This window comes from Mycetocola sp. Y791, assembly GCF_059445325.1.
Genome location: NZ_JCAIUC010000004.1, coordinates 314,011 through 332,716 on the forward strand (window position 1 = coordinate 314,011; position 18,706 = coordinate 332,716).

17 protein-coding genes and 1 tRNA gene are annotated in these 18,706 nt (G+C 64.2%); 16 read left to right on the top strand and 2 right to left on the bottom strand.

Features of this window, described 5'->3' with window-relative positions; translation table 11 throughout:
- The first annotated feature begins 4 nt into the window (after positions 1–4).
- From rsmI to AC1C2N_RS14585, 6 genes are all read left to right on the top strand, one after another.
- Positions 5–823 (top strand): 16S rRNA (cytidine(1402)-2'-O)-methyltransferase, encoded by an 819-nt coding sequence (rsmI, locus tag AC1C2N_RS14560; RefSeq protein ID WP_495434371.1) that lies wholly within the window; start codon positions 5–7, stop codon positions 821–823.
- 109 nt (positions 824–932) lie between these two features.
- The gene (metG, locus tag AC1C2N_RS14565; RefSeq protein WP_495434372.1) at positions 933–2,528 is read left to right on the top strand and encodes a methionine--tRNA ligase; all 1,596 of its coding nucleotides are present in this window, start codon (positions 933–935) and stop codon (positions 2,526–2,528) included.
- A 45-nt stretch (positions 2,529–2,573) separates the two neighbouring features.
- Entirely contained in the window at positions 2,574–3,500 is a 927-nt protein-coding gene (locus tag AC1C2N_RS14570) for a TatD family hydrolase (protein ID WP_495434373.1), read from the top strand.
- The gene (gene rsmA, locus AC1C2N_RS14575; protein WP_483404704.1) at positions 3,497–4,357 is read left to right on the top strand and encodes a 16S rRNA (adenine(1518)-N(6)/adenine(1519)-N(6))-dimethyltransferase RsmA; all 861 of its coding nucleotides are present in this window, start codon (positions 3,497–3,499) and stop codon (positions 4,355–4,357) included. Before AC1C2N_RS14570 ends, rsmA begins: the two co-directional genes overlap by 4 nt.
- A gap of 47 nt (positions 4,358–4,404) precedes the next feature.
- Entirely contained in the window at positions 4,405–5,343 is a 939-nt protein-coding gene (locus AC1C2N_RS14580; RefSeq protein WP_483404703.1) for a 4-(cytidine 5'-diphospho)-2-C-methyl-D-erythritol kinase, read from the top strand.
- Positions 5,344–5,375: 32 nt separating this feature from the next.
- Positions 5,376–7,190 (top strand): ABC-F family ATP-binding cassette domain-containing protein, encoded by a 1,815-nt coding sequence (locus AC1C2N_RS14585; RefSeq protein ID WP_483404702.1) that lies wholly within the window; start codon positions 5,376–5,378, stop codon positions 7,188–7,190.
- Between the two features lie 175 nt (positions 7,191–7,365).
- Here AC1C2N_RS14585 and AC1C2N_RS14590 read toward each other — a convergent pair whose 3' ends face one another.
- Positions 7,366–7,569 carry a cold-shock protein gene (locus AC1C2N_RS14590; protein ID WP_090712708.1) on the bottom strand — a complete coding sequence of 68 codons (204 nt, stop codon included), beginning with the start codon at positions 7,567–7,569 and terminating at the stop codon, positions 7,366–7,368.
- Positions 7,570–7,897: 328 nt separating this feature from the next.
- Here AC1C2N_RS14590 and AC1C2N_RS14595 point away from each other — a divergent pair, with 328 nt between their 5' ends.
- The 7 genes from AC1C2N_RS14595 (at position 7,898) to AC1C2N_RS14625 (ending at position 15,301) form a co-directional block, all read left to right on the top strand.
- Complete coding sequence (locus tag AC1C2N_RS14595; protein WP_495434374.1) at positions 7,898–8,992, top strand: fatty acid desaturase family protein; 1,095 nt, start codon at positions 7,898–7,900, stop codon at positions 8,990–8,992.
- A 106-nt stretch (positions 8,993–9,098) separates the two neighbouring features.
- Entirely contained in the window at positions 9,099–10,442 is a 1,344-nt protein-coding gene (locus AC1C2N_RS14600) for an extracellular solute-binding protein (RefSeq protein ID WP_495434375.1), read from the top strand.
- Between the two features lie 56 nt (positions 10,443–10,498).
- A complete protein-coding gene (locus tag AC1C2N_RS14605; RefSeq protein WP_483404979.1) occupies positions 10,499–11,398 on the top strand; it encodes a carbohydrate ABC transporter permease in 900 nt (299 codons plus the stop codon).
- The gene (locus tag AC1C2N_RS14610) at positions 11,395–12,297 is read left to right on the top strand and encodes a carbohydrate ABC transporter permease (RefSeq protein WP_495434376.1); all 903 of its coding nucleotides are present in this window, start codon (positions 11,395–11,397) and stop codon (positions 12,295–12,297) included. Before AC1C2N_RS14605 ends, AC1C2N_RS14610 begins: the two co-directional genes overlap by 4 nt.
- A 337-nt stretch (positions 12,298–12,634) precedes the next feature.
- Positions 12,635–13,537 carry a MetQ/NlpA family ABC transporter substrate-binding protein gene (locus AC1C2N_RS14615; protein ID WP_495434377.1) on the top strand — a complete coding sequence of 301 codons (903 nt, stop codon included), beginning with the start codon at positions 12,635–12,637 and terminating at the stop codon, positions 13,535–13,537.
- Between the two features lie 73 nt (positions 13,538–13,610).
- A complete protein-coding gene (locus AC1C2N_RS14620) occupies positions 13,611–14,639 on the top strand; it encodes a methionine ABC transporter ATP-binding protein (RefSeq protein ID WP_483404697.1) in 1,029 nt (342 codons plus the stop codon).
- Between the two features lie 2 nt (positions 14,640–14,641).
- Positions 14,642–15,301, top strand: coding sequence for a methionine ABC transporter permease (locus AC1C2N_RS14625; RefSeq protein WP_483404696.1), 660 nt, complete (start codon positions 14,642–14,644; stop codon positions 15,299–15,301).
- Here AC1C2N_RS14625 and AC1C2N_RS14630 read toward each other — a convergent pair.
- Positions 15,288–15,806, bottom strand: a complete 519-nt coding sequence (locus AC1C2N_RS14630) for a MarR family winged helix-turn-helix transcriptional regulator (RefSeq protein WP_483404695.1) — start codon at positions 15,804–15,806, stop codon at positions 15,288–15,290. The genes AC1C2N_RS14625 and AC1C2N_RS14630 overlap by 14 nt on opposite strands.
- An 85-nt stretch (positions 15,807–15,891) precedes the next feature.
- Between AC1C2N_RS14630 and AC1C2N_RS14635 the strand changes: the two genes are divergently transcribed.
- The 3 genes from AC1C2N_RS14635 to AC1C2N_RS14645 all read left to right on the top strand — a co-directional run bounded on the left by AC1C2N_RS14635 (position 15,892) and on the right by AC1C2N_RS14645 (position 18,513).
- Positions 15,892–15,963 (top strand) — tRNA-Gln (locus AC1C2N_RS14635).
- An 81-nt stretch (positions 15,964–16,044) separates the two neighbouring features.
- Positions 16,045–17,496, top strand: coding sequence for a bifunctional UDP-N-acetylglucosamine diphosphorylase/glucosamine-1-phosphate N-acetyltransferase GlmU (gene glmU / locus AC1C2N_RS14640; RefSeq protein ID WP_495434378.1), 1,452 nt, complete (start codon positions 16,045–16,047; stop codon positions 17,494–17,496).
- Positions 17,497–17,535: 39 nt separating this feature from the next.
- Positions 17,536–18,513 (top strand): ribose-phosphate diphosphokinase, encoded by a 978-nt coding sequence (locus AC1C2N_RS14645; protein ID WP_108391572.1) that lies wholly within the window; start codon positions 17,536–17,538, stop codon positions 18,511–18,513.
- Positions 18,514–18,706 lie beyond the last annotated feature (193 nt).

Below are 18,706 nucleotides of genomic sequence, written 5' to 3' on the forward strand. Positions count from 1 at the left end.
AGCCATGATCATCCTCGCAGCGACCCCGATCGGAAACCTCGGGGATGCGTCCAAACGACTCGTCGACGCCCTCAGCACCGCTGAGGTGGTCGCTGCCGAAGACACCCGCACCACGATCAAGCTTCTCAAGGGGCTCGGCATCGCGCACAAGCCGCGCCTCGTCAGCCTCCATGAGCACAACGAGCGGGAGAAGTCGACGGAACTCGTCGAGTTCGCCCGCAACGCCGACCTCCTCGTGCTCAGCGACGCCGGAATGCCGACGGTCTCCGACCCCGGCTACCACCTCGTGGTCGCTGCCGTCGACGCCGGGGTCGGTGTCACCGTCATCCCCGGGCCGAGCGCCGTCATCACGGCGCTCGCCGTCTCCGGGCTGCCGACGGACCGGTTCAGTTTCGAGGGCTTCCTCCCGCGCAAGCAGGGTGACCGCCTGACGACACTGCGCGCGCTCGAGCACGAGCGCCGAACCATGGTGTTCTTCGAATCGCCCAACCGGCTGGCGTCCTCGCTCGCCGATGTGGCATCCGTTTTCGGTTCTGACCGACGCACGGTTGTGTGCCGGGAACTGACGAAGATGTTCGAGGAGGTCAAGCGCGGAACGGCCGCCGAGCTCGCCGAATGGGCAACGGCCGGCGTGCGCGGCGAGATCTGCATCGTGATCGCTGGGGCCGAGAAACGGGAGTTCAGCCTGCACGACGGCGTCGTCGAGGTGCTCGAGCGCGTGAGCGCGGGGGAGCGGTTGAAGGATGCCGCCGGCTCGGTGTCCGAGGCAACCGGAATCAGCAAGCGCGAGCTGTACCAGGCGGCCCTCGCCGTGAAGAACTGACCTCCTGGACCCGCGGCAGCGCCACCCGAAGCCGTGTCGCCGCCCGATCGTCGCGCGCCCACGGGTAACGCGGCCCGAGGGTGCTCGTATCGGCCATAAGATTGACAGTATGGCCAGCGGTAATTCCTTCTACATCACAACGCCCATCTTCTATGTGAACGATGCGCCCCACATCGGGCACGCATACACCGAGGTGGCCGCTGACGTGGTTGCGCGCTGGCACAGGCAGGCCGGCGATGACACCTGGTCGCTGACCGGGACCGACGAGCACGGCGAGAAGATTCTCCGCACGGCTACCGCAAACGGAACGACGCCCCAGAAGTGGGCGGACAAGCTCGTTACCGAAGCGTGGAAGCCGCTGCTCGAGACGATCGACATCCGGAACGACGACTTCATCCGCACCACAGAGGAACGCCACGAGTCGAGTGTGCAGCTCTTCCTGCAGCGGCTCTACGACGACGGCTACATCTACTCGGGCGAGTATGAGGCGCTGTACTGCGTCGGCTGTGAGGAGTTCAAGCCGCAGTCCGAAATCGTCAACGGCACTGGCCCGTTCGAAGGCCAGAAGGTGTGCGCGATTCACTCGAAGCCGCTCGAGCTGCTCAAGGAGAAGAACTACTTCTTCCGGATGAGCGACTTCACCGAGCGGCTGCTTGCCCTCTACGAGGAGCGGCCGGACTTCGTCCAGCCCGAGTCGGCGCGCAACGAGGTCATCCAGTTCGTCCGGCAGGGACTGAGCGACCTGTCGATCTCCCGCTCGAGCTTCGACTGGGGTGTGAAGGTCCCGTGGGACGACAGCCACGTCGTCTACGTCTGGTTCGATGCCCTGCTCAACTACATCACCGCCGTCGGCTATGGGCAGGATGACGCCACCTTCGACCGGCGCTGGCCGGCAACCCACATCGTCGGCAAGGACATACTCCGCTTCCACGCGGTGATCTGGCCGGCAATGCTCATGGCTGCCGGGCTCGAGGTGCCGAAGCAGGTCTTCGGCCACGGCTGGCTGCTCGTCGGCGGCGAGAAGATGTCGAAGTCGAAGCTCACGGGCATCGCACCGACCGAGATCACCGACACGTTCGGTTCGGATGCTTTCCGGTACTACTTCCTCCGCGCCATCGCTTTCGGCCAGGACGGCTCCTTCAGCTGGGAAGACCTCTCAGCCAGGTACCAGGCCGAGCTGGCCAACGGGTTCGGAAACCTCGCGTCGCGTGTCGTCGCGATGGTCACCAAATACTTCGACGGTGTCGTTCCCGCGCCCGCCGACTACACCGACGTCGACCTGGCCATCCAGGAGGTCGTGAAGACGGCATCCGCTGACGCTGACCGCGCCATCGACGCGCTCGCCATTCACGATGCGCTCGCGTCCATCTGGACCATCGTCGATGAGCTCAACGGCTACATCACCGATTCAGAGCCGTGGGCACTCGCCAAGGACCCGGCGAACCGCGCTCGACTCGGCACAGTTCTCTACACGGCTGTCGACGGCTTGCGCGCGCTCGCCGTGCTGCTCTCCCCGGTGCTGCCGAAGGCAAGCGGGAAGCTGTGGGAGGCGCTCGGCGCACCCGAGGCGCTCGGTGCTCTCGACGACCAGCCCATTCGTGAGGCCGGGCGTTTCGGTCAGCTGCCCGAAGGCAGCACGGTCTCTCCGCTCCAGCCGCTCTTTCCCCGGATCGAGCCCGCTGTCGTTGAGCCCACTGTCGCGTAGCCGGGATCGAAGGCGCTCTGGCGCGGGGTGGGGTACCGTCGAGATATGACCGATCCAGTGCACGTACGCACGCGCGACGCTGGCGAGCGGCGGGACAGAAGCTTCCCACCGCTTCCCGAGAGCCTCGCGGTTGGGGTCTACGATAACCACACTCACCTTGAGATCGCCGACGGCGATGTCGCCCTCGATTACCGCGAGCACCTCGACCGCGCATCGAGCGTCGGAGTGCGCGGTGTCGTGCAGGTGGGCACCGATGTTGCGACGTCGATCTGGAGCGCCGAAACCGCGGCGATCGAGCCACGCATGCTCGCTGCTGTCGCTATCCACCCCAATGAGGCTCCCCTGCTCGACGAAGCCGGCACCCTCGATGACGCTCTCACCGTCATCGCCGAGCTGGCCACTCGGCCGCGCGTGCGGGCAATCGGTGAGACTGGGCTTGATTTCTACAGGACCGCTGAGCCTGGACGCGCCGCCCAGTACGCCTCGTTTGAGGCGCACATCCAGATGGCGAAGGAGAACGACCTCGCGCTCCAGATCCACGACCGCGATGCACACGCCGAGGTGATTGCGACTCTCAAGCGGGTCGGTGCTCCCGCACGCACGGTGTTCCACTGCTTCTCCGGCGATCGTGAACTCGCCCAGATCTGCACGGAGAACGGCTGGCACATGTCATTCGCCGGAACCGCGACGTTCAAGAACGCCGCGAACCTCCGGGATGCCCTCGAGGTCGCCCCGCGCAGCCTGCTGCTCATCGAGACGGATGCCCCCTACCTGACCCCGATGCCGTATCGCGGGCGGCCGAACGCGCCGTACCTCATCCCGCACACGCTGCGGTCGATCGCCGCAACGCTGGGTACCGACCCCTCGATGCTCGCCGCGCAGATCTCGTCGAACACGGAATACGTGTACGGCCACTGGGACGACGAGCCCGTCGTCTCCCCGCCAAACCCCTATGAGGATGTACCCGTATGACGCTTCTTGGCCCCGCCGAGATCCGCGACCTCGCTGAACTTCTCGATGTTCAGCCCACCAAGAAGCTCGGTCAGAACTTCGTCGTCGATGCCAACACCGTCCGTCGCATCGTCAAGGTCGCGAAAGTGGCCGCGGGGGAGCACGTCGTCGAGGTCGGCCCCGGTCTCGGTTCACTCACCCTCGGCCTCCTCGAGGTTGGCGCGAGCGTCGTCGCCGTCGAGATTGACTCCCGCCTCGCCGGTCAGCTGCCCCGCACCGTTGAGCTGCTGCAGCCGGGCGCTGACCTCACGGTCATCAGTGCCGATGCCATGCGCATCACGGAGCTTCCCGGCGACCCGACCCGGCTCGTCGCCAACCTGCCGTACAACATCTCGGTTCCTGTGCTGCTGCACCTGCTCGAGCACTTCGCATCGATCACCGCCGGTGTCGTCATGGTGCAGGCTGAAGTCGGTCACCGGCTCGCTGCTGAACCGGGGTCGAAGGTCTACGGCAGCCCGAGTGTGAAGGCATCGTGGTACGGCCACTGGCGAACCGCGGGCAACGTCTCACGCCAGGTGTTCTGGCCGGTTCCCAACGTTGACTCGGTGCTCGTCGCCTTTGAGCGGCGAACGGATGCCATCGGCACCGAAGAAGAGCGGCTCATGACCTTCCAGCTCGTCGACGCCGCCTTCCAGCAGAGGCGCAAAATGCTGCGCCAGTCGCTCGGGCAGGTGCTCGGCAGTTCGCAGGCTGCGACGGATGCCATGGTGGCAGCCGGCATCGCGCCGACGGCGCGCGGCGAGGAGCTGACCGTTCACGATTTCCTCGCGATCGCGAGGAACGCGCGCACCGACGCTCCGGACGAGGCGGCTCACTAGGGACCTTTGGCGCTCAGGCAGCGCTCCCAAGGGTTTAGGTTGGAGATATGACGGATCCGGTAGCCCTCCATTTCGCCCACGCCAGGGCACCGGGGAAGATCAACCTCTTTCTGAAGGTCGGGCAGCTGCAGGACGACGGGTACCACGAGCTCGCGACGGCCTTCCAGGCGGTTTCGCTCTACGAAGAAGTGCGGGCGTACCCGGCTGACGACTTCTCCGTCTCGTTCACCGGCACTGTCGATACGACCGGGCTCTCCACTGACGGATCGAACCTGGCGATCAAGGCTGCCCGCCTGCTGGCCCGCAAGACCGGGTACACCGGCGGAGTTCGGCTCGAGATCGAGAAGAACGTCCCGATCGCGGGCGGGATGGGTGGGGGCTCAGCGGATGCAGCGGCGACTCTCGTCGCGTGCGACGCGCTGTGGGGAACCGAAGCGTCGCGCGACGAGCTTGTAGCCATGGCGGCGAAGCTCGGAGCCGACGTCCCGTTTGCCCTCACCGGTGGAACTGCGATCGGCACAGGGCGCGGTGACCAGCTCAGCCCGGCGCTCGCGAAGGGCCGTTTTCACTGGGTGCTCGCTCTCGCGGAGTTCGGCATGTCGACGCCGGACGTTTACACCGCGCTCGACCGTCACCGGGAGAAACACGCTCAGGACATCTCTCCGGCGTCACTGCAGCCCACGGTCGACGCCGATGTTCTCCAGGCTCTCCGCGCCGGCGACCCGCGACAGCTCGCAGAGGCACTCCGAAACGATCTGCAGGCGCCGGCTCTCGGGCTCGCGCCCGGGCTCGCCGGCATTCTTGAACTGGGCGAACGGATGGGCGCACTCGCCGGTATCGTTTCCGGATCGGGTCCGACCCTCGCTTTTCTCGTGCCGGATGCCGACACCGCCCTGGAACTGCAGGTCGAGCTCAGTGCGTCCGGCCTGCACGCGCTTCGGGTCACTGGCCCGGTTCATGGAGCGCGGCTCGTCCAGGAGTGGTGATCGCCCCTCGCTCCGGCGCATAGTCTTGATGGGTGGCCCATCTACTCGGAGCTGAACAGCTCCACCTTGAATACCCAACCCGCGTGATCTTCGACTCTGTCACTGCCGGGGTGAACGAAGGCGACAGGATCGGCGTCGTCGGACGCAACGGCGACGGCAAGTCGACCCTGCTCTCGCTGCTCGCCGGACGCCTCGAGCCCGACGGCGGACGGGTGACGCGTCGCAGGGGCATCACCGTCGGCGTCCTCGACCAGCGTGACGAGCAACCCGACGATCTCACCGTCTCCGCTGCGATCGTCGGCACGATCGAGGAACACGAGTGGGCCGGTTCCTCCCGGGTCCGCGATGTGATCGCCGGGCTCGTCCAGGACATCCCCTGGCACGCCACAATCGGGTCGTTGTCGGGCGGACAGCGCCGCCGCGTCGCACTCGCTGCCCTCCTCGTCGGTGACTGGGACGTTATCTTCCTCGATGAGCCCACGAACCACCTCGATGTCGAGGGAATCGCCTGGCTTGCCGGACACCTCAAGAAGCGGTGGGCGGCGAATGCCGGTGGCCTCATCGTCGTCACCCACGACCGGTGGTTCCTCGACGAGGTGTGCACCCAAACGTGGGAGGTCCACGACCAGATCATCGAACCGTTCGAGGGTGGCTATGCCGCGTACATCCTCCAGCGCGTCGAGCGCGACCGCATGGCCGCGGCATCCGAATCACGCAGGCAGAACCTCATGCGGAAGGAACTGGCCTGGCTGCGCCGCGGTGCTCCCGCCAGGACCACGAAGCCCAAATTCCGGATGGATGCCGCCGCCGACCTGATCGCCGACGAACCACCGCCCCGCAATACTGTCGCGCTCACCCAGCTCGCCACGTCGCGTCTCGGCAAGGACGTCGTCGACCTGATCGACGCCGGCGTCGTCTATCCGGACCCCGAGTCCGAATCCGGCTGGAGGACCGTGCTCAAGGACATCGAGTGGCGGATCGCTCCGGGGGAGCGCACCGGCATCCTTGGTGTCAATGGAGCGGGCAAGTCGACCCTGCTCGGACTGGTCACCGGCGACGTGAAGCCGACCTCGGGAACCGTGAAGCGGGGCAAGACGGTGCGCATTGCGAGCCTCACCCAGCAGCTCGATGAACTGAAGGAAATCGAGCACGAACGGGTTTCGACAGTCGTTGGTATGCAGAAGGCGGCATATGTCGCCGGCGACAAGGAACTCACGCCGGGCCAGTTGCTCGAACGGATGGGATTCACGAGCGCGCAGCTCTCTACACCGGTCAAGGACCTCTCCGGAGGCCAGCGCCGCCGGCTTCAGTTGCTCCTGATCCTGCTCGATGAGCCCAACGTCCTGATCCTCGATGAGCCGACGAACGACCTGGACACGGACATGTTGGCCGCGATCGAGGACCTCCTCGACTCGTGGCCAGGGACGCTTCTTGTCGTGTCCCACGACAGATACCTGCTTGAGCGGGTCACCGACCAGCAATATGCCGTGCTCAACGGACACCTCCGGCACCTGCCGGGTGGTGTTGACGAGTACCTCGCGCTCAGGTCAGGGCAGGCGGCGGCCCCGCTGATCGCACCGCTCGCCGGTGAGGCGGCTCCAGCAGCGGGCGGGGCGCCCAAACTCGGCGGAGCGGACCTCCGAAACGCGCAAAAGGAGATCGCGTCGATCGAGCGCAAACTCCAGAAGGCCAGGCAGAAGGTCGTCGATACCCATGAGCTTCTGGCGAACGCCGACCAGACCGACTACGCGGCGCTGGGGGCACTGACCGATACGGTCAGTGCGCTCGAGACGACGATCGTCGATCTCGAGACCCGCTGGCTCGAACTGTCCGAGCTGCTCGAGTAACACACACACCAACACAACGCCCTCCCCGGTTCCCGGGGAGGGCGTTGTGTTGTGAGAGGGATGCGTGGTGGCGCAAAAAAATCACCGGCTCCGTCAGACCAACCTTTTCAGGTGGTCCGGCGGAGCCGGTGATCAAAGAATTACGGTGGCGGCCTTACGGTCGCTTACGCAATAGTTAGAGCGGGCGGATGTTCTCAGCCTGCAGGCCCTTGGGGCCCGTTGCGGTTTCGAATTCAACCTTCTGGTTCTCTTCGAGCGAGCGGAAGCCGCTGGAAGCGATGGCCGAGAAGTGCGCGAACACGTCGGCGCTTCCGTCATCGGGAGCGATGAATCCGAAGCCTTTTTCTGCGTTAAACCACTTGACGGTTCCTGTTGCCATGATGATCTCCTTAGGAGTCTTGCGTGGATGACGACTGTCGTCATCCCAAATGCGGCGTACCTGTCCGCTCCTACAAGAAACGGCGGCTCTTCAGATGAAGGAACCGCCGTAAATCAATCACTGCGTAACACTACTACTGCGTAAACAAACCTAGCTCAGGTCATCACCGAACGCAACCCCAATCTCAATATGGCTGCATATATGCCCAAACGCGGTCTATTTTCCGTTAGCGGCATGAACCCTCCCGTAGTCTCGGAGCATCCGGGGCACACGCCCGTACTTCATATATCACGGCTGGGAAGTCGGGCTCGACCCTTTTGGAGGTGCCATGACAGCAACAGCTACCCTTGGGCCTGTTCGCAAGACCACCACACGAATCGCCGGGATGGAGAATCCGACGAACACGTTCTCAGCTTTGCTGAAGACGGTTCGTGAAGCGGGTCTGCTTCAGCGCCGCACCGGCTTCTATCTCATTAACCTCGCCGTTCTCACGGTGGCGCTGATCGGCCTCGGCGTCGGCTTCGTCCTCCTCGGCGACTCCTGGTTCCAACTGCTGATCGCGGCAGGACTCGGGATCATCCTCACCCAGTTCGCTTTCGTCGCCCATGAGGCGTCACACCGCCAGGTTTTCGAATCGGGCCCTGCAAACGACCGCCTTGGTCGCATTCTCGCCGACGCTGTCGTCGGCATCAGCTACGCCTGGTGGATGACCAAGCACACCCGCCACCACGCCAACCCGAACACGGTCGGCAAGGATCCGGACATTGAGATCGACACGATCTCGTTCATCGAAGAGGATGCCGCCAAGGCGAAGGGCGCTCTCGCCTTCATCACGCGCCGCCAGGGCTACCTCTTCTTCCCGCTGCTCACCCTCGAGGGCCTCAACCTGCATTTCCGCTCAATCGTGACGTTGTTCACGACTGAGAAGGTCGACAAGCGCTGGCTCGAACTGACCCTTATCGCTCTCCGTCTCGGCAGCTACCTGGCGATTCTCTTTATCTTCCTCCCGGTCGGAATGGCCTTCGCCTTCCTCGGGGTTCAGATGGCTGTCTTCGGCGTCTACATGGGTGCGTCGTTTGCTCCGAACCACAAGGGGATGCCGCTGATCCAGGAAGGCGCGAAGGTGGACTTCCTGTCAAAGCAGGTTCTCACCAGCCGCAACATTCGTGGATTCGGCATGAGCTACTTCATGGGTGGCCTCAACTACCAGATCGAACACCACCTCTTCCCGAGCATGCCGAGGCCGCACCTCAAGCACGCACGGGACATCGTGATCGAGCACTGCAGGAACCTCGGCGTCCCGTACACCGAGACGTCCCTTGTGCGCTCGTATGCGATCGTCATCGACTACCTCAACCGGGTGGGGCTCTCGGCACGCGACCCGTTCGACTGCCCCATGGTCAACCAGTTCCGCCGTCCCTAAACCGGTCGGCACCGTCCAATACCCCCGCGGGTGATCGTGATCCGCGGGGGTATTGCTCTATCTCTACATCGATGTAAAGCTGTAATCCCTCACGAAGGAGTGTTGGATGCCAGGCAATGTATTTCCATCGATTCCGTCCCTTTCTCGTCGATCAGTACTGCTTGGCGGTGCAGCCGCCCTCGGCGGCGCGGCTCTTCTGCCGGGGCTGTCCGGGTGCGCGCAGGCGGGTGCCGCAGGGAGTTACCCGCTGAAGTTCTGGCATCTGCTCTCTGGCGGTGACGGGATCGTCATGGCGGGACTCGTCGATGCGGCGAACCAGGCAAACCCCGAGTTCTACGCGTCCCAGACCGTGCTCGCCTGGGGTACGCCCTACTACACGAAACTTGCAATGGCATCCGTTGGCGGCAGGGCACCAGACGTTGCCATCATGCACGCATCGCGCCTCCCGGGGTACGCCCCCGGTGGCCTGCTCGACCCCTGGGATACGGAGCTTCTCGCCGAGTTCGGAGTGACCGAGGAGAATTTCCCGCCGCGCGTGTGGGAGAAGGGGGTCATCGACGGCAAGCTGTACTCGGTCGCCCTCGACGCGCATCCGTTTATCCTCATGTACAACACGGAGATCGCCGAGCAGGCCGGGGTGCTCGGCCCTGACGGGCAGCTGGTTGAGATCACCTCGCCCGAGCAGTTCCTCGACGTGGCCAGGGCCATGCAGGCGGTCACGGGCAAGCACGGGCTGTCATACGGTTACCTCGGCGACGGTGCCCAGATGTGGCGGTTGTTCTACACGTTCTACAAGCAGCTCGGCGCCGACATGGTTCTCGAGAACGGTAAAGAAGCCCAGATCGACGAAGAAGCGGCTGTCACGTCGCTCTCGTTCATCCAGCAGCTGCTCGACGGCACCATCGCGACGAAGAGCGGGGACTATGCCAGCGCGGTCGCCGAGTTCGTCAATGGGGAGAGCGGCATGTTCTTCACCGGGGTGTGGGAGCTGCCGACGGCGCAGAACGCGGGTTTCGCCTTCGACGCCCAGCCCATTCCGACGCTGTTCGGAACGCCGGCCGCCTACGCGGACTCCCACGCGTTCGTGCTCCCTCACCAGTCAACACCGGACGAGAACAAGCGGCGCGAGGTCTACCGCTTTGTCTCCGAGCTGCTCAAGGGGTCGATCGACTGGGCGGGGGCCGGCCACATCCCGGGCTATCTGCCGGTGATTGACAGTGACGAGTACGCGGATCTCATGCCGCAGGCGCACTACGCCGCGGCGGCCGAGGTGCTCAACTACGACCCCTCAGCGTGGTTTACCGGCTCCGGTTCGGATTTCCAGACCTATTTCGCCGAGAACGTTCAGGGTGTGTTCCTCTCCGGCAGTGACCCCGCTGAAGGTATCAGGGGGTTCGCCAGCCGATTGAATGCGCTGCTCGCCAAACCCAACCCGGTCGCCGGGTCCTGAGAGAGGAGCCTGACGTGACGACATCGGCAGTAAGCAACCGCGCACAAGCCGCCACAGTGGCACGGGGCGACACGAAGAACGCGCGAAAGCGCAAAGACAATCTCGCCGGCTGGGCGTTCATCGCCCCGTTCGGAGTGTTCTTCGTCCTCTTCCTCGTCTGGCCGATCGTCTTCGGCCTGTATCTCAGTTTCACAGGAACGACGCTCACCGGCGCCGGCGGGGAGTTCGTCGGCTTCGCCAACTACGCCGAGGCACTCGTTGACCCCGACATGTGGCGGGCCATGCTCAACACGCTGTGGTTCACGGTCCTCTCGACGATTCCGCTCGTGCTCATCGCGCTCGTCATGGCGTTGCTCGTCGACCTCGGCCTGCCGGGCCAGTGGCTATGGCGGCTCTCCTTCTTCATGCCGTTCCTCCTGGCGTCGACTGTCGTCTCCCTGATCTGGGTGTGGCTGTTCAACCCGCAGCTCGGCCTCATCAACGAGATGCTCAAGCCGTTCGGTGTCGAGCCCATCGCGTGGCTGCAGGATCCGAAGTGGGCGATGCTCGGGGTGGTGATAGCCACGGTCTGGTGGACCGTCGGCTTCAACTTCCTGCTGTACCTCGCCGCCCTGCAGAACATTCCCGAACAGCAGTACGAGGCAGCGGCTCTCGACGGTGCGGGCAAGTGGAGGCAGCTCTTCTCCATCACCGTCCCGCAGCTCGCGCCGACAACGGGGCTCATCATCATTCTTCAGGTCCTCGCGTCGCTCAAGGTGTTCGATCAGATATTCCAGATGACCCAGGGCGGCCCGGCCGGCACGACCCGCTCTGCCGTCGTCTATATCTTCGACCTCGGCTTTACCGGGTATCGCTTCGGATACTCCGCCGCTGTGTCCTTCATCTTCTTCGCGGTGATCATCCTGGTCTCGCTGGTCCAGCTGAGAATCACGTCTCGAAAGGGAGCGCGGTCATGACCACTCTCGAACTTCCCAAGGAAGCCAGAGTCGCGGAGCCGCGGCCCAAGGCGCCGCGCCGCCCCGGAGAGAAGCCCTTTGGGATTGGCCGGATCGTCGCCCTCGTCATCCTCACTCTCATGGCCATCTCGTGGCTCCTTCCGTTTGCCTGGGCCCTCGTTACGTCCCTGAAGACAGAAGCGGATGCCGGTGCGACGCCGGTCAGCTGGCTCGCGCCCAACGGATTCACTCTCGAGGCGTACGCGAGCGTGCTCGAAGAAGGAAATATCCCGGTCTGGGCGATCAACAGCCTGCTCAGTTCGGCGATCATCACCGTGCTGACCGTCGCAACGAGTGCACTCGCGGCGTACGCGTTCTCCCGCCTGGACTTCACCGGCCGCAAGTGGCTCTTCTTCGTGATCATCGCGTCGATCATCATCCCGCCGCAGGTGCTCATCATCCCGCTGTTCTACGAGATGCTCGCGTTCAACATGGTCGACACCTACTGGGGCCTCATCCTGCCGCAGGTCGTCGCCCCGCCGATGGTGTACATCCTCAAGAAGTTCTTCGACCAGATTCCGATCGAGCTCGAAGACGCGGCGCGGGTCGACGGAGCGAGCCGGCTCAGGCTCTTCTGGTCGATCGTGCTGCCGTTGTCACGTCCGATCCTCGCGGCGGTGTCGATCTTCGTGTTCATCGCGGCGTGGAACAACTTCCTCTGGCCGTTCATCGTCATCAACGACACGTCACTGATGACGCTCCCTGTTGGACTGCAAACCGTGAAGAGCGCATACGGAGTTCAGTACGCCCAGAACATGGCGATGGCGCTTCTCGCGGCCCTCCCGCTCATCATCATCTTCCTCTTCTTCCAGCGCCAGATCATCAAGGGCATAGCCACGACTGGGTTCGGCGGGCAGTAGTCCGGCCAGAGAAGGGGACCAGGCGCATCGGTGCGTAACCGGGGCCTGAACGGAATTCACGCAAAGTCGATTGGGTGCCGGGTCGGCACCTCGATCTTGCCGCCACAGGCCGTGGATGTGAAGATAATTTCACTGGCGGTCATCCCGTCGGATTTTCTGTTACGAACGGTGACGGTTCATCTCGCGTTTGGCAGAAAACACAGCTAACTTAAACGCTGTGCCCCGGAGTTGGGAGCGCAGATACTCCATCCCAGAACGCCTCGCACTGCGTGGCGTCAGTTTCTGTGCCCTGCATTCAATGGCCGGATGACGCACGACACAGCGAAGAGGACACACAGTGAAGAAATCCCCCCTGAAGAGCGCACTCGCCACCCTGGCGATCCTGCCCATCGCTGCCCTGCTCGCCGGCTGCGCCGGAAACGCCGGCTCCGGCGATGGCGGCAGCGAGAACGAGACAGTCAAGATCGGCGTTGTTGGCGCGAGTGACCCGTACTGGGAAACCTACGTTGACGCCGCAGCCGACGAGGGCATCACCGTCGAACTCGTCGATTTCTCCGACTACAACCAGCCCAACCCTGCGCTTGCCGAGGGCGAGATCGACCTTAACCAGTTCCAGCACATCGTCTACCTCGCCCAGTACAACGAATCAAACGGTCAGGACCTCGTTCCGGTTGGTTCGACGGCGATTTACCCGCTCGGCCTGTACTCCACTCAGTACGAGTCCGTCGAGGACATCCCGGAGGGCGCGACGATCGCCGTGCCGAACGACCCAAGCAACCTCGCACGTGCTCTCCTCGTGCTCCAGTCAGCGGATCTCCTCACGCTCGAGGGCGGCGGAGACAGCTACTCAACGGTCGCTGACATCGATGAATCGAAGTCACGCGTGACGGTCACCGAGCTCGACCCCGCACTCACGGCTACGTCGCTTCCCGACGTCGCCGCGGCGATCATCAACAACGAATTCATCCTGGACTCGGGCCTCGAGGCCACCGATGCCATCGCCCAGGACGACCCGTCAGACCCGAACTCCATCCCCTACGTCAACATCTTCGCGGCTCGCGCGGAAGACAAGGACAACGAGACGTTCGCGAAGCTCGTGGAGATCTACCAGGACACGACGGCCGTCACGGACGGTGTCGTTGACAACTCGGGAGGAACGGCTCTCATCGTCAAGACCCCGGTTGAGGAGCTGGTCGAATCGCTGAAGACCGAGCAGAAGCAGATCGCGGAACAGGGCTAGCCCTGCCACAGCCCGATCCCCGGCGCCGGAGCAACTGCTCCGGCGCCGGTTCGCGTCACCGAGAGGAACACCAATGAGCATCGTCAGCATGACGGATGTCGTCAAGTCCTATCCGCCAGCCCAAAAAGGTGGCGCGCCGGTCGTCGCCATCGACGGCGTGAGCATCGAGGTTGAACCCGGTGACGTCTACGGGATCATCGGATACTCGGGAGCGGGGAAATCCACGCTCGTGCGCCTCGTGAACGGGCTCGAGAAGGCCACGTCGGGAAGCATCGTCGTCAACGGCACCGAGATCACCTCGCTGCCCGAGCGCTCAATGCGCGCTGTTCGCGGCGACATCGGCATGATCTTCCAGCAGTTCAACCTTTTCAACTCCAAAACCGTCGCGAAGAACGTGGCGTATCCGCTCGAGGTGGCTGGCCGTCCGTCGGCCGAGATTACCGCCCGAGTGGCCGAGATGCTCCGGTTCGTCGGCTTGAGTGACAAGGCGAAGAACTACCCGGATCAGCTGTCCGGAGGTCAGAAGCAGCGCGTCGGAATCGCGCGCGCCCTCGCGACCTCGCCCTCGTTGCTGCTGGCAGACGAAGCGACGAGCGCGCTCGACCCGGAGACGACGAGCGAGGTCCTCTCACTCCTCGACCGGGTCAACCGGGAACTCGGCGTCACGATCATCCTCATCACCCACGAGATGGACGTCATCCGCTCGCTCGCCACCAAGGTGGCGGTGATGGACGGAGGCCGGATCGTCGAGCGGGGAGATGTCTTCGACGTTTTCTCCTCGCCGCAGAACGCGGCATCCGCCCGGTTCGTGTCCACCGTCGTCCAGGGCGTTCCGTCACCGGTTGAGGTCGCGACGCTCCGCGCTCGCCACGAAGGACGGATCGTCACCTTCTCGTTCCGGGATGGCAGCGACTCGCAAGCGCAGGTCTTCCTTGACCTCGCGTCAGCCGGCATCCGCTTCGAACTCGTCTATGGCGGGATCAACGACATTCGCGGCCGGGCCTTCGGCCACCTGACGCTCGCCCTTCAGGGCGATGATGCCGCACTCGACGCCGCACTGGCGCAGATCGAAACCCACTCTGAAGTGACGGAGGTGCGCTGAGCATGGACAAACTGATCGATCTTCTTCCCCAGCTGGGTGAGGCGGCATGGGAGACGCTCTACATCGTCGCGGTGAGCCTGGTGTTCGGCGGTATCGCTGGCCTCGTGATCGGACTCGGGCTTTACGTGACGCGAGCGGGCTCGATTCTCGAGAACCGGGTCGCGTTCACGGTGATCAACGTTCTCGTCAACATTTTCCGGCCCATCCCGTTCATTATCTTCATTGCGGCCATCCAACCGGTCGCGCGGCTCGTGCTCGGTACCGGAATCGGCAACGGGGCGCTGATCTTCGCGATCTCCATCGGTGCCGCGTTCGGTATCAGCCGCATCGTTGAACAGAACCTGCTCACGGTGTCGCCCGGTGTCATTGAGGCCGCCCGCGCCGCCGGCGCCAGCCCGCTGTACATTGTCCGGACCGTGCTGCTGCCGGAAGCGCTCGGGCCGCTCATCCTCGGCTACACCTTTGTCTTCATCGTGCTCGTCGACATGAGCGCGGTTGGCGGATACATCGGAGGTGGCGGCATCGGAAACTTTGCGATCCAGTACGGCTACCGGCAGTTCAACCCGATCGTCACCTGGGCAGCAGTGCTCGTGGTGATCCTCTTCGTTCAGCTGATCCAGTTCTTCGGCAACGCCCTCGCGCGCAAAATCATGCGTCGCTAGTCGGGGCGGCCTCGTCGAAGTCGAGGCTCAGCTTGCGCAGCAGCCCCGCGAGCCGGTGCTGATCGGAGGGCGACAGCGACGCCAGGATCTCCGATTCGGCATCGACGAGCCTCGTGATGGCCGCGTCAACGCGGGTGAGTCCGGTCGGGGTCATCACCACGAGAATGCCGCGGCCGTCTCCGGGGTCTGCTTTGCGTTCGACGAGACCGGATGCCACAAGCCGGTCGATCCGGTTGGTCATGGTCCCGCTCGAGACGAGGGTCTGCTGCAACAGCTGCTTGGGACTGAGGGTGTATGGCCGGCCCGCGCGGCGCAGGGCGCTCAGTACGTCGAATTCCCACGACTCGAGCTTCGAGCGGGCGAACGCGGTGCGCCTGGCGCGATCGAGGTGCCTCGTGAGTCGCGATACCCGCGAGAGCACCTGGAGAGGAGCGAAGTTCAGGTCGGGCCGCTCGCGCTCCCACGCCTCGACAATCCTGTCGACTTCGTCACTGGTTTCGGCCATTTCTCCATTATCGTGCCTCGGACCGGACGGGTCGGCGGCCATTATCTGGCAGACTTGACTCTTGCGGAGGCTCCGGCCTGCGTGGTCCGCCTTAGTGTAATGGCAGCACGGCAACCTTTGGAGTTGTTCGGTCCAGGTTCGAGTCCTGGAGGCGGAGCGGAACGAGCGGCTCCGTGCCGGCACAACAGCAACGGTCCACCTGAAACCTGGCCCAATCGACACTTCGGGGGATATACCTGTGGCAGACACCAAACTCGCAATCGTCATTCTGGCCGCTGGCCAGGGCACTCGAATGAAGTCAGCTACCCCGAAACTCCTGCACCCGCTCGCGGGAGTGCCCATGGTCAGCCATGTGCTGGCAACGGCACGGGCTCTCGACGCCGCACACGTGGTCGCGGTGGTCAGGCACGAGCGCGACAGCCTCGTCGAGGTCATCACCGCCGAACTGCCGGGGAGCATCATCGTCGACCAGGACGAGGTTCCCGGAACCGGACGCGCGGTTGAGCAGGCCGTTGCGGCCCTTCCCGACACCTTCGAGGGAGACGTTCTCGTCATCAACGGTGACGTGCCGCTTCTCGACGCCGACACCCTCACCTCCCTGGTCTCGCGGCACAGGGCGGATGGCGCCGCTGCGACGCTGCTTTCGGCGGTTCTCGCCGACGCGACGGGCTATGGGCGAATCATCCGCACGGCCGACGGCGCCGTCGACTACATCGTGGAGCAGAAGGACGCGACCGACGCGGAACGCGCGGTGTCCGAGATCAATGCTGGTGTCTACGTCTTTGCCCTGTCGATGCTCCGCACCGAGCTCGCAAAACTCACCACGGACAACGCGCAGGGGGAGAAGTACCTGACGGATGTCGTCGGCCTGCTCCGGGCGGACGGCCTCGAGGTCTCGGCCATCCCCGTCGCTGAACCCTGGCTCGTCGAGGGAGTGAACGATCGCGCCCAGCTGAGCGCCCAGGCGGCACGACTCAATGCGATGATCATCCGCGGCTGGCAGCTCTCCGGGGTCACCATCCAGGACCCGTCATCCACGTGGATCGATGTGCAGGTGACGCTCGCGCCCGATGTCACAGTCAAGCCAGGGACCCAGCTGCTCAGGGCGACCGACGTTGCCACCGGCGCGATCATTGGCCCAGACACGACACTTGTCGACTGCGAGGTCGGCGCGAACGCTGAGGTGAAGCGCACAGACGCAACCCTCGCCGTGATCGGTGCGGGAGCATCGGTTGGCCCGTTCTCCTTCCTCCGCCCTGGCACGGTCCTCGGCGCCGACGGCAAGATCGGTGCGTTCGTCGAGACGAAGAACGCGAAGATCGGCACCGGCAGCAAGGTTCCCCACCTCTCCTACGTCGGTGACGCCGAGATCGGGGAGCAGTCGAACATCGGCGCCGGCAGCATCTTCGCCAACTATGACGGAGTAAAGAAGCACTCATCGGTCGTCGGGTCGCACGTGCGGACCGGCTCGCACGGCGTGTTCGTCGCGCCGGTTACAATTGGAGACGGCGCGTACACAGGTGCAGGCACCGTCGTCCGAAAGGACGTGCCCGCAGGCGCGCTCGCGATCACCGTCGCTCCGCAGCGCAACATGGCGGGCTGGGTCGAGACTCATCGGGCCGGTACAGCGGCCGCCACCGCGGCTGCGGCGGCGTCCGGACAGACCACAAACCCCCACGAAGAAAACTAAGCGGTACAACGCCGGCTCGGCCGGCAGGAAGCGGGCCATGTGTCTGGCATCAAAATGAGCGGAGAGAAACGACTCGTCCTCGTATCGGGTCGTGCTCACCCACAACTGGCTGTCGACATTGCAGCCGAACTTGGCTCCGAACTCGTTCCGACCGACGCGCGCACGTTCGCCAACGGTGAGCTGTATGCGCGTTTCGACGAGAGCGTTCGCGGGTCGGATGCCTTCGTGATCCAGTCGCACACGGCTCCCATCAACGAGTGGTTGATGGAACAGCTCATCATGGTCGACGCGCTCAAGCGCGCCTCGGCCAAGCGCATCACCGTCGTCGCACCGTTCTACCCCTATGCCCGTCAGGACAAGAAGGGCCGGGGCCGCGAACCTATTTCTGCGCGGCTCGTTGCCGACCTGTTCAAGGTCGCAGGCGCGGACCGGATCATGTCGGTCGACCTGCATGCCGCGCAGATCCAGGGTTTCTTCGACGGTCCGGTGGACCACCTGTTCGCCATGCCCGTGCTGCTCAACCACTTCCGCGAGAAGCTCGACCCTGAAACGCTCACCGTGGTGTCGCCCGACATGGGCCGCGTCCGCGTCGCCGACATCTGGAGCGACAAGCTCGGGGTGCCGCTTGCCATCATCCACAAGCGCCGCGATCCGCTGGTTCCCAACCAGGTCTCCGTCCACGAGATCGTCGGGCAGGTGGAGGGCAGGGTCTGCCTCCTCGTTGATGACCTCATCGACACCGGTCGGACCATCGTTCGCGCAGCGGAAGCTCTTAAGGCCGCCGGTGCGATCGGCGTTGTCGTCGCTGCCACACACGCGGTCTTCAGCGACCCGGCCACAGAGATCCTGCAGAGCGATTTCATCGACTCGGTCGTCGTGACCGACACGCTCCCCATTCCGGACGAGAAGCGGTTCGAACGCTTGACGGTCCTGCCCATCGCTCCGCTGCTGGCCCGTGCCATTCACGAGGTCTTCGAAGACGGTTCAGTGACGAGCATGTTCGACGGGGCGGCGTAGCCCCAAACCCTGACTGAGTGGCGCCGGACTGCCGGTGCCACTCAGGGTAGAGGACGGGATATCCCGATTACCCCGTCCTCCAAGACCCTCGGTGATGGTCCGGCGTCCGGGTGCTCTCACTAGCGCCTAAGCGGGCCATTTTCGGGGAGGATCTTCTACCGAAATGGTAGGTAATCCTTCGCCAGAATGGAAG